Origin of the sequence: Chamaesiphon sp. OTE_8_metabat_110, assembly GCF_031382685.1 — a bacterium.
Lineage (GTDB): Bacteria > Cyanobacteriota > Cyanobacteriia > Cyanobacteriales > Chamaesiphonaceae > Chamaesiphon.
On record NZ_JANMZA010000661.1, the window covers coordinates 1 to 11,214 of the forward strand.

Genomic DNA, 11,214 nt, shown 5'->3' on the forward strand with positions numbered 1-11,214 from the left:
ATAGTTCTAGCTAATTAATTTTATAATAATAGCTAGAACTATGCGATCGCAACAACTAATCCTGGACTTTTTCCTTCTCATCGATCGATAGTGATGGGGTAAAATCGTTCTATTGGAGCTGGAAGCGTATTAATTTAGTCATAAAATAAACGATTTTCATGTATTAGATTTATGAGTCAACACAAACGCAGAAAAACTTTAAATGAGCCGTCACATAACGATGATAATTCTTTGCGAATCATCGGTACAGAAGAATCATTAGAACGCTGGAAGTGGTTGTTTCAAATTCTAGAGGAAGATGGCACGATTGAGATTATATCGCGTCCAGATCGCACTTATGAGATGCGGGATAGCAGCCTGCTACGGCAGTATTGGCAGATCCGCACTAGATTTTAAGCTATTTTTGTTGTGTTTCCTTACTCGATCGAATATAATTTACGCAGCCGACGGATAAAGCAAATAATTTTAGATACAGTTGCATAATTAATCGGTAAGGTCATTTGAAAAGGAAAAAATTGTACTTTCTCTCGGTCATTTCTAGATAATGAGTTGACTGAAATTTCAAGCTCGTACAGTTCTAGCTATAAATAAAAATTTAATTAGCTAGAGCCATGCGATCGTGACAACCAATCTTCAACCCTTTTCCTACTTGTCGATCGATGATGATAGGGTAAAATCGTTCTATTGGCTAACTGAGGAGATCGATCGTGATTTCTGCCCAGCGACGATGGCCAAAATTTACTACTGAACCAACCGATCCCTATCGAGCATTCTCAATCTCTATCCATTGACGTTGCTCGAACCGAGTATTTCAAAACTAGCAGCTCTCTCGATGATTAACTTGCCAGCAATTAAGATCGTCCGCACTCCTCCACTAAGTTCTCTTGGGGAAGGCTCTGCTGTGGATAATCGGTTGATGGCTAAACCTGTTGCCCCAGGAGTCTGGGATGAGTTTTTAGCACTGCAAATCTCACCTGCTACGCGGAGATCCTATGCAGCGGGACTCAGAGACTTTTTCCGGCGGGAATTCCAAGTATCGGTTTCGCCTGAGACGATTTTAGCTTTTCTTCAACTGCCCGAACGGGAGGCGATAGCGAAGCGCTGCCTTGAGCAGGTCGGTCATGTCATTGCCTATCGGGGACATTTACTCGAAGCCCAGTTGTCAGCAGGAACGGTGAATGCGCGGCTGGCAGCGTTGAAATCGTTTGTTACTCATGCATACAAGCGCAAACTGTGTGCTTTTAGATTGGAAGCTATTAAGTCGGTGAAGGCGACTAGTTATAAAGATACTAGGGGGATCTCGACCGCCGCTAGGCGGCGCGCAAGCTTCGACCAATTTCAGACGTTAATGGATGGGATCGATCGTTCTACCATCATAGGTAAGCGGGATTATGCGATGTTGCGGTTGCTGTGGGACAATGCCTTGAGACGGGCTGAGGTGTGTGGACTAGATCGTGCGGATTTTCACGCCTTGGAGGCTCGGCTTTATCTCAAAGGGAAGGGGAGAATCGATAAAGAACCGCTCGATCTGGCGACTGTTACAGTTGAAGCGATCTCTGATTGGTTGGCGAGTATGGGTGAGAGTAAGAGTCCAGCTCTGTTTGTCTCTAGTCGAGATACCCGACTGAGTGTAGATAGGCTGTATCAGATCGTCGGGGGATTGGCGGCGGCGGCGGGAATCGAGCGGGTGGTAAGTCCACACAAGATTCGACATTCTAGTATTACGGCATTGCTAGATCTTAATGGTGGGAATGTGCGCTCTGCTCAGGCGCATTCCAGACATAAGAATTTGGCTACGCTGATTCGCTATGATGATGGGCGACAGCAGTTGCAGGGTAAGGCTGCGAAGACTCTTGCTGATGCTATTTCCCAGCGGGATGTGGATTAGGTGTATATTTTAATGTCTGAATAATGCAGATTTCAATCGCTATTAACCAGAGTAGTAGACTAAATTGTATATCCCAGTGAAAAGCCAGCCAGCCGATCGCGGCTCCACCTAAAACTAACCAAGCTGAATTGACTTGAAATCTCATCCCTAAAATCGCACTGCCGATCGCGATCGCCGCCCCTAGCTGTAGCGACCTGGAATAGTAATCACTCAGGACTGCAATCATCGCGATTTTGAGACCACATTAACTGCAACTATCCGATCTCAATCGATTGGATAGCTGCACCGTTACAACTCTAAACATTGAGCATTCCCGTCATCGCAGTCGGTTTAACTTGTCACGGTTAACTTGATTTCTGGCTTGATTGCTTATTCTTATTACCCCAAAAAGCCTTGTTTGGATTTGGAACATAAAGGTCTTGAATCACTTCCCCCAGCCATTTTCTAGCGTCGAACTCACGTTGAATTAATAGTTAAACCACTGCCACCAGAATAATAAGAATGAGATATCTTCCATTTGTTCCAATTGAAAATAGCCAAATCGTTGTTTTTGGCCTGCTTACAACCGCTATTACCAGTGTTTGGATACCGAGAGAATTGTTTAATTGGAAGTATGCCTACGGAAGTATCTGTTTATTTTTGCTGACTCTAGTCTCGGCTGTTTTTTACGGATACGTTAATTTTATTGCAGTTCCCGTAATCTTTGTTTTTTCCTCAGGATTTATGCTTCTTCGCCAAGAAAGATCCTTTCTCAAGCTTGTTGGAGCAATGTTGATTACTGTCCTGTCGATAGGCTTCATGAGCCATTGGGTACCAGGGTTTCACAATCCTGCTTTGATTAAAAATTCGATAATAAGTGCGGACGGCATTCCATATTCCTTATCTTTGGACTTCGATAAGGCGCTGATTGGATTTTTCTACATATTGCTGGGAACGGTCATGATTCGGACTGTGCGTGAGTTTAAAGCATCGGTAAAAACGTGCTTGGTGGGGGTCTGGCTCATTGTTGCCTGTCTGCTACCAAGCTCCGTCGTTATGGGGTATGTCCGTCCAGATTTAAAATTTGGGGAGTTCTTTTTACAGTGGGCCTGGATCAACCTCTTTTTTACTTGTCTTGCAGAAGAAGCTTTTTTCAGAGGATTTATACAGACTCGGCTTTCCATCCTTTTGGCAAGCTATCGTTATGGTTCTGTTATCGCTTTGATCGTTGCATCATCACTGTTCGGCATCGCTCATTTTGCAGGAGGCTTTAAATACGTAATTTTAGCCACGATGGCCGGTTTGGGATACGGCTTAGTTTATAGTCGAACTCGACACATTGAGGCATCTGTGCTTACACATTTTTCAGTCAACGCTATTCATTTCCTTTTTTTCACTTACCCCGCTCTATCTGGGTTCGTGGCCTAACAAAACGAGGTAGTACCAGCCTTGGCTATCGAACGATACACGTAATTGGCTTCGATGTCCGTGGGTTTTCCGTAGTAGGGAATCAGGTGTAAATCAATTGCCAGCCGATGACTTCAATTGCGGAGCTTTGGCGGAATTCGACTCTGCAATGCGGCATTTAATTCTTGCTCTAGGGGGAAACGCAGAATTCGGACAAAATAGCACGCTAAGGCTGAAAGCTTTTTCCTGACTGGCTTGCAAGGAAGTATCCTGAAGACCGAAAAAAAGTCATAGTTTGTCAGATTAGGGTATACCCCACTCTGACAGATTTAGATTGGAGGTTTAATTTCTCGAATACGCTCAGCAAAGCTGTTGTTCAAGGTGACTCTGTGATAAGATTATGCAATGATTGGTTATTTTTCAACCCAACAATTCTTGTAATTGTTGTTATACTCTTTCTCCGTGATGGCGTGATAATTCCCATCAGCATTCGCTTGAATGCTTCATAGCTTCTAACTTCTGGAAATATCGATCTATACTGGTTCGCATGTCGATCGATTGCACTAATCGTCGGTGCTGCTGCTCTTGGCTGTGTCATATATTCTGCCTCTTCTTCAGCCTTCTATTCCCATTTTAGCTCTCCTAGAGTGATAAAAGAGGGATAGCTGCCTCAGTTCAACAACGAATTGCGATCGTAACTGGCTATAATAACCGTGGAGTTCAACCTCAAGAATTGGGAACACTCGATCCAAATCGACATCTTTTGACTACTGCGGAGTGTCTTGTGGAAATTAGTTTTATAACCGATCCTCTAGATGAAATCCGACTTTTTGATATAAATTACAAAAAACAGCTCAGTGAAGCAATTACATTGGGAATTATTGACTTCCTTCAACGTAGTTTAAATTGATTTTTGAAAGTAGTCAATTTTTCATATTGGCAAGAATTTGGTACGATAGTTTAAGCCTTTCAAATCGATAGACTATTTAAACTGTGTTCTACCCAGGTATTCCGATCTGGATTTTCTTAAAAATGAATAATTCTTCTTTTGCTTTTTGGTTTAGCATATCTATTGTTGCTTGTGGTGCTATTGTAATTATCGCTCTTAGTATTCATATTTTTACAAAAAATTCTCCTTTAACTAGCGACAAGGTTCTTGATTTTGCTAGCCTCTTTATCTTTGGATTATTAATAGCTTTCTTATTATCGATGGGCATGTACTATTGGGCAGATAATACAAATACAAATGCTGGAAAAGATATTTTTGAAGGATGCAAGGCAATTATTACTCCTTTAGTATCTATAGTAATTGGTTATTATTTTTGAAAAAAAGAAAAATAGCGTTATCGCACTCTAAAAGTCCGTATCTCTCTAACGGTAGGTACCCAGAATTCCTCTATTTCCCCTTCCACGCCAACCTTGCGGTAAGCCAGTAGATTGCGGATAGTTTTGGTATCACCGTCGCGGAGATTGAAGCCTCGATCGATCTGGGACAAACGCAGAATTCGGACAAAATAGTACGTTAAGCCCAGAACTTGATGCCTGAGCTATTTTCAGAGCATGGTTTAAAAAGTATCAAAATCTGTCAATCTGGGGTGTACCCCACTCTGACAGATCGTGACTCTTTTCCTGTTGTCGGGGTATTTCTTTAAAAATCGATCGCCATCCAGTGCCGATGACAATGGGCACCTGAAATCGCCAGTCGAGCAGGGATTAACGTTAGACTCAATTGAGAAGTAACCTTGTCTTGAAGCATTGAGTTCCTAAAGTTGCCATAAGTTTTGACGGAATAAATATCGATCTCTCTAATATTGGTAAAGAAAAGTGCATCTCCCTTTGATTAATCGCGCTCAAGAACATGGCGAAAAAATTGCGATTCTCGTTCCGAACGTCGAAGCCTTTACTTATAGAGATTTATTGTACGTTTCCAGCCAAATAGCTACAAATCTGCTTCAGGATACCGAAGATCTAGAGGAGCAGAGAGTTGCCCTGATGATCCCACCTGGTTTTGATTATGTAGCCACTCAATGGGGGATTTGGCGGGCGGGTGGCATCGCCGTACCTCTATGTGTCTCCCATCCACGCCCAGAGTTGGAGTATGCGATCGTAAATTCTGGGGCATCGATTATTGTTGCTCACCCTGACTTTGAGGAGATATTGCGCCCGATTCTTCTAGCCCTACGCAACTCGAACGCGCAAGCACCGAATTTACGCTCGATCCTCACTTCTGAAACTTTACCAAATCCTGTCGATCGCCTCCCAGAAGTAAATCTTGCCAGACGTGCCTTAATTCTTTACACCAGTGGTACGACGGGGAAACCAAAGGGTGTAGTGACAACCCACCAGAACATTCAAGCTCAAGTGACTAGCTTAATCGCCGCTTGGGAATGGACATCACGCGATCGGATTCTGCACATACTACCCCTACATCATGTTCACGGGATTATCAACGTCCTAACTTGTGCTCTATGGGCGGGGGCGGAGTGCCGCATGGTAAGTAAATTTGATGCCGAAACCGTATGGCAGTGCATTGGTGACGGTGATTTAACCCTATTTATGGCAGTACCGACAATTTATGTGAAGCTGATGAGTACTTGGGAAAATACCAATCCCGAACGTCAAAAAATTCTGTCAGCAGGTTGCGCCAAAATGCGCCTCATGGTATCTGGTTCCGCAGCTTTACCAGTTCGAGTCTTAGAAAAATGGCAGAGTATTAGCGGTCATTTGCTGCTGGAGCGGTATGGCATGACCGAAATCGGGATGGCGTTATCGAATCCTTTACACGGTCAAAGATTGCCAGGATATGTGGGAGTACCCCTACCAGGAGTTGAAGTGAGATTAGTAGATGAGGATGGCACGTTAGTTCCATCAGGGTCACCGGGAGAAATCCAAGTCAAGAGCCACGGCGTGTTTCTGGAATATTGGCAAAATCCCGAAGCTACAGCCACAGCCTTTCAGGATGGCTGGTTCTGTACGGGAGATCTGGCCGTAGTTGAGAATGGCAACTACCGCATTTTGGGTCGGATGAGCGTAGATATTATTAAAACTGGAGGTTATAAGGTTTCGGCTCTAGAAATTGAGGAAGTACTGCGATCGCATCCAGATATTCATGAATGTGCGGTGGTGGGAGTTGACGATCCAGAATGGGGCGAGCGGGTATGTGCGGCCTTAGTTTTGCACCCGCACCGCCAGTTGACATTAGCATCTTTGAGGAGTTGGGCAAAAGAGCAATTGGCAGTTTACAAGGTACCTACCCAAATTTTGGTAGTTACCGAACTACCGCGCAATGTGATGGGGAAGGTAACTAAACCCGCAGTGGTGGAGCTATTTCGCTAGGAACAGCTAGAGTAGAGTTGCATTGTGCCCTAACCAACCTCCAAACGGCTCAAACCTTTCCCGCCTACCAGATCGGCTTTCGGTAGTTCCTGGGCGGGATTGGGCGGACACCAGAACAGATTTTTGCTAGACACCCCGATCGAATCGAGAATGCCGCGCATCACCTCCGTACAATACATCCAGTGTCCCAAATCGTCATACATCAGATCGGGATTGAATTCGAGGTTGTAATGCAACACGTTGGGCAGATCTACAAACTCATCCGAAGATTGGGGCGAGAGAATCATGAGTTGAAAGGGCTTGCCCTGACAGTGTTTGGTGAGCTTGTCGAGTAGATCGGTCACGCCACCGCGATCGGCAATCCCCGTGCGAACGAACAGCACCTTGTCACAATGCTGGAGCGTGTACCAAAACCTCTGGGCGCGGGCGGAGTAACGCGATCGCATTCGTTCGTGAATCGGAGACATGTCATCAATCGGGTTTTCGGCATCCTCAACTTCATGGGCAAAAGATAACCCCGCCCACCTGCGGTGATAGATGCGGTGCATGAAGGCATCGTAATGCAGCAAGTCGGGATTCCACATGTCATCAAAGCCGTTCTCGATGATATCCGCAATATCGGCAATATTGGTAGTGCGGGTCAGATCGAACGGAAAAGCGGGACCATCGTACCCCATCTTGTAGAGCATCATCCGCACGGCACAGCGATCGCCAAGTGGAATAATCCCCACCCGATCGATCTCGGCTAATTTACACTTGTATTGAAACAGCACGGCAGACTGGGGTGGGATTTTGACTCGGCTTTCCAGTCCATTGTGACCGACTATCATCGTGCGGAAGGGCAGATCTGGATGCAGCGGATCTGCATAGACACCCTCTGGCAAAGCTCTGAGTGCGCTCCGCACCTCCTGCCACATGGGCTGAAGATTGTACTCATGGTCGGATTCGTTAATCACCCACAATTGACGATCGTCCTGTTGCAAAATACCTAAATGTTCGTCATAAAACAAAACTTGGGCATTATTCGGCGCAAACAGATTGAAAGCAGCACCATACTCCAGATCGCTACCAGGCGAAATTTCCACCATAGTTGAGATCGAGCCATCTGATTGCACCACAAAATAAGGCAGCGTTCCTGGCTGGCGATCGGTGGCAATATAGATACCAGGAATCAATCCTGCTTTACTTTTGAGGGCAGTTTGTAACTCCTGCCAATAGGGTGCGACGGTGTAACTATTTTGGGATGGATTGTTAATTCGCAACCGCTGATGTTCGGGACAAGCGCAGATCGAGAATCCGGCATTGTCAAGATAGATCGGGACTTCATTGGGTTGCCAAAAGCGTTGCTGTTCTTCAGCTAGTTCGTTTTTGTCGCTTTGGAATAGATCCAGATCGATCGCCTCAAACATCAGGTTATGTCCGATCGTATTGGGGTGAGCGGGGTCGAAGGATATCCCCGCTTTCCAGCGTCCTTGCCCATTATCTAATCCTGCCAACCAATCGAGGATCGGCACACCCCACGTCAGCATTCGATTGTGGGTATCTTGCAATAGCTCGTAATGTTCGGCACGATAGTCACCATGTGGATAGACTCCGCCCAAAATTGGACGTGCGCCGAGTGCCCGAGTCATTTGTAAGAGTTGCTGTAAGCCGCTTTCAAATCTTCGTTGTACGGTTCTGCGTTGATGGGCAGGGCAGTGGGCAAGACCTTCATTCCCCAGCGATAAGGCAATAATGACTACATCTGGTTGTTCGGGAGTGACAACTGGCCCAAAGCGATCGATCGTGCTGCCGACGTTCGCTCCGACCTCTGATACATTAATGAGTCTGTGTCTGTATTTTTGTTGCACAGCCTGTCCCAAGAGTGATGCCCAACCTTTTAGTAACCATGCTTTCTGACCTACAGCAACAGAACTACCAATGACCAGAATTTTTTGACCTTCAGTGTTCGCTGTCAAGGGCGTTTTGACGGGATGTTCTTTAATATATCCAAATGGATAAGGTTGCAAATAACCAAATGCTCCGTCATCAATGACAATAGTACTAGCCCGATCCTCAGAATCGATCTGCACCCAACGGTTTAGACCTAGAGATTCCCACCGCCCAAAGCCTTGAGCATCGAGCTTTACATACTTGTATTCTACTTTCTGGCGATTCTGCATCGGATCGGCTTCAGAAGCAGCAGAGGCTTCGCCCACGATTGACTCAGCAGATGGCTGAATATCGATTGCTGTATCTGTCCACCATAAAGGATAGCAATTGCCACTGGTGCGGAGGCGAATACCTCTGGTAATGTCCCACGCTCCCAATTCGGGTGTAGAACCGACCAAGGCAATGGATTCGCCAGTTTGGGTGTGTGCAATAACCTGAAATTGATACATCGGTTTTTTGCGGGTAGCGGGTTATGGTGCAAGACAAAAAGGCTGCGTGATAACGGATGTCTCGATAGACTATCACACAGAGCGCATAACTTCTGTCTTAAAAATAACCCTGTCCTTTGGACAATCGCCCATAGTAGGTGACTAAATGTCCAAGGTATAATCAAGTTAGTAAGATTACTCTCACAAAGAGACATCCATGCTATCTACTGAATTTGAAGATCTCCAGGAAGCATTAACTAATTACAACCGTGCCATCGATCGCTATCCCACTGCTTCTGACTACAACAATCGTGGCTTGCTGAAAGCAAGTAAGCTCCAAGATATTTATGGGGGATTAACTGACTTTGACCGAGCTATTCAACTTGACCCCCAAAATGCTGATGCCTACGTCAATCGCGGTTTACTGAAGAACGAACTTTTGGGCGATCGCGCTGGTGGAATTGCCGACATGCAACAAGCAGCCAGATTGTATCAACAGCAGAATAATACTAAAGATTATCAGATAATACACGACCTGATTGAAGACTGGTAACAGGCTGGGGTTATTTGCCAATGCTTAACGGTTGCTAGGGCAGTTAATAGTAAGTAGGTAAGCAGGATAAAGAACAGCTACAGGATCAGCCCAGAAATACTTTGTGTATATATTCTGTAATTAAAATTTGCTACAAAAAACCCCATCAGTCCCTACACTAATGGGGGGGGTTGAACCACTATTTAACGGTGCAAGTAGATCGCCATAATCGTTAAACCGTGATGAAACTGCTGGCTACTAATAGATCGGCACTCACTCCAGTTAACAGCCCTAACGTCTCAGTGCCAAAGCGAATTGCCGCACTGCCACTGACATTAGTAAAACTCAATTGACCAAAACTCAGCCCTCCCGCTAAGCCTAGCGTATCTTGTCCAACCGTAAAGTCTTGAAGCGTGTCGGTGCCGTTACCATTGCGGGTAAGAACAAAAGTATCGCGACCTGCACCACCATTGAGCAGATCGTCGCCATTGCCACCATTGAGCAGGTCATTGCCATCACCACCCCAGAGAAGATCTTCCCCATTGCCGCCGAACAAAGTATCGTTACCACCATTGCCAAACAGCGTGTCTTTGCCATTACCGCCATCTAAGTTATCATCGCCATCGTTGCCAGTGAGGGTGTCTTTGCCATTACCACCGTTTAATGTTTTGCCCACTGCTAATGTCACAAGTGCTTGACTGGTGAGAATACCATCACTGAGAGTGTATTTGAAGCTGGCAGTACCACTAAAGCTAGAGATGGGAGTGAAGACAACATTACTCCCGTTGAGGGCAACGCTGCCACCAATGGCATCGCTAAATCCGTCGGACAGAATCGATAAAGTAGTATTGGCATCGGGGTCAGTGTCGTTCGAGAGCAGAGTTGCAACCGGAATCAATTTGGCGACACTCTGGTTAGCTGTGAAGCCGTTGTCATCTATAGCAGTTGGAGCTTCATTGACATTCGTGAGTGCTAACGTGAAGTTGGTAGTAGCATCAGGCATATTGCCAACTGTGGCATCATCCACAGCAACACTAATCGCATAGCTGGATTTCCCTTCAAAGTTGAGGCTGGTATTTGCCTTGACGTACAGCACGTTGCCATCGATTTCAAAGGTGCTAGCATCAGTTCCGCTGAGGCTCAGAACGTTGGTGCCTAGAGCATCATCGGTTACTGAGAGATCGGCAACCTTGAGCCGAGTCGCGGTGCTAGTGTTTTCGGCTAGTGTCGTGACGGGATTGGCGAGGTTAACTGCCGTCGGTGCTTTGTTTGGTACGGCTAGATTGAAGCGGGCAACTACAGGATCGTGATCGCTGACCTGATCCGCAAACTCAGAGTTGATGTGAACGACATCAAAGCCATCGAGTTTGCTCGATAGATTGTTGCTGACCAGGATTTGATCCAGTACCTGAGCATTGCCCTCAAAGTTGTAGGTATAGCGTTCATTGGCTGGCAGGGTTTCGACCAAAGTATTTAAGCCCCCACTTTCCAAAATGGTCAGGGGATTGGAAAACTCAAAGTCGTTCAGATCGCCTGCCACAATTATATTAGCGTTGGGGTTGGTCGCGAGCAGACCCTGCACGAAATCTTTGACGATCGTGGCTTGCTGATTGCGTTGCACTTCACTCGTCAGCGTCGGTGGTTGGTTGACACCAAACAGCGGCTGGTCGCCACCTTTGGAGTTGAAGTGATTGCCGATCACGAACAGCGTG

Annotated in this window: 10 protein-coding genes and 1 pseudogene; 8 read left to right on the forward strand and 3 right to left on the reverse strand. The window is 45.8% G+C overall.

The features are described 5' to 3' along the window. Window positions 1-171 precede the first annotated feature (171 nt). Window positions 172-396, forward strand: coding sequence for a hypothetical protein (locus RMO52_RS23815; RefSeq protein ID WP_310419312.1), 225 nt, complete (start codon window positions 172-174; stop codon window positions 394-396). A 391-nt stretch (window positions 397-787) separates the two neighbouring features. After that, the gene (locus tag RMO52_RS23820; protein WP_310419315.1) at window positions 788-1,888 is read left to right on the forward strand and encodes a tyrosine-type recombinase/integrase; all 1,101 of its coding nucleotides are present in this window, start codon (window positions 788-790) and stop codon (window positions 1,886-1,888) included. On the opposite strand, the gene RMO52_RS23825 is transcribed toward RMO52_RS23820, so the two are convergent. Next, window positions 1,863-2,114, reverse strand: coding sequence for a hypothetical protein (locus RMO52_RS23825; RefSeq protein WP_310419318.1), 252 nt, complete (start codon window positions 2,112-2,114; stop codon window positions 1,863-1,865). The genes RMO52_RS23820 and RMO52_RS23825 overlap by 26 nt on opposite strands. Window positions 2,115-2,190: 76 nt before the next feature. On the opposite strand from RMO52_RS23825, the pseudogene RMO52_RS24910 reads away from it, so the two are divergent. The 5 genes and pseudogenes from RMO52_RS24910 to RMO52_RS23840 form a co-directional block, all read left to right on the forward strand. Beyond that, a pseudogene (locus tag RMO52_RS24910) lies at window positions 2,191-2,336 on the forward strand (IS982 family transposase); the annotation flags it as partial. 53 nt (window positions 2,337-2,389) lie between these two features. After that, on the forward strand, window positions 2,390-3,295 hold the full coding sequence (locus tag RMO52_RS23830) for a CPBP family intramembrane glutamic endopeptidase (RefSeq protein ID WP_309744762.1): 906 nt from the start codon (window positions 2,390-2,392) through the stop codon (window positions 3,293-3,295). A 640-nt stretch (window positions 3,296-3,935) separates the two neighbouring features. After that, complete coding sequence (locus tag RMO52_RS24915; RefSeq protein ID WP_396135095.1) at window positions 3,936-4,184, forward strand: N-acetylmuramoyl-L-alanine amidase; 249 nt, start codon at window positions 3,936-3,938, stop codon at window positions 4,182-4,184. 122 nt (window positions 4,185-4,306) lie between these two features. Then, window positions 4,307-4,600 (forward strand): hypothetical protein, encoded by a 294-nt coding sequence (locus RMO52_RS23835; protein WP_310419321.1) that lies wholly within the window; start codon window positions 4,307-4,309, stop codon window positions 4,598-4,600. 498 nt (window positions 4,601-5,098) lie between these two features. Next, on the forward strand, window positions 5,099-6,610 hold the full coding sequence (locus tag RMO52_RS23840) for an acyl-CoA synthetase (protein WP_396135094.1): 1,512 nt from the start codon (window positions 5,099-5,101) through the stop codon (window positions 6,608-6,610). Between the two features lie 29 nt (window positions 6,611-6,639). On the opposite strand, the gene RMO52_RS23845 is transcribed toward RMO52_RS23840, so the two are convergent. Further along, window positions 6,640-8,991 carry a DUF1796 family putative cysteine peptidase gene (locus tag RMO52_RS23845; RefSeq protein ID WP_310419326.1) on the reverse strand — a complete coding sequence of 784 codons (2,352 nt, stop codon included), beginning with the start codon at window positions 8,989-8,991 and terminating at the stop codon, window positions 6,640-6,642. A 196-nt stretch (window positions 8,992-9,187) separates the two neighbouring features. Here RMO52_RS23845 and RMO52_RS23850 point away from each other — a divergent pair, with 196 nt between their 5' ends. Next, on the forward strand, window positions 9,188-9,523 hold the full coding sequence (locus RMO52_RS23850) for a hypothetical protein (protein WP_310419330.1): 336 nt from the start codon (window positions 9,188-9,190) through the stop codon (window positions 9,521-9,523). Window positions 9,524-9,734: 211 nt separating this feature from the next. Here RMO52_RS23850 and RMO52_RS23855 read toward each other — a convergent pair. Next, the coding region (locus RMO52_RS23855) for a cadherin-like domain-containing protein (protein WP_310419333.1) at window positions 9,735-11,214 on the reverse strand (1,480 nt) is incomplete at its 5' end.

Excerpts from the sequence above, each read along its gene's own strand:
- RMO52_RS23815 (WP_310419312.1), top strand. The coding sequence starts at position 172 with ATGAGTCAACACAAACGCAGAAAAACTTTAAATGAGCCGTCACATAAC.
- RMO52_RS23825 (WP_310419318.1), bottom strand. The coding sequence starts at position 2,114 with ATGATTGCAGTCCTGAGTGATTACTATTCCAGGTCGCTACAGCTAGGG.
- RMO52_RS23830 (WP_309744762.1), top strand. The coding sequence starts at position 2,390 with ATGAGATATCTTCCATTTGTTCCAATTGAAAATAGCCAAATCGTTGTT.
- RMO52_RS23835 (WP_310419321.1), top strand. The coding sequence starts at position 4,307 with ATGAATAATTCTTCTTTTGCTTTTTGGTTTAGCATATCTATTGTTGCT.
- RMO52_RS23845 (WP_310419326.1), bottom strand. The coding sequence starts at position 8,991 with ATGTATCAATTTCAGGTTATTGCACACACCCAAACTGGCGAATCCATT.
- RMO52_RS23850 (WP_310419330.1), top strand. The coding sequence starts at position 9,188 with ATGCTATCTACTGAATTTGAAGATCTCCAGGAAGCATTAACTAATTAC.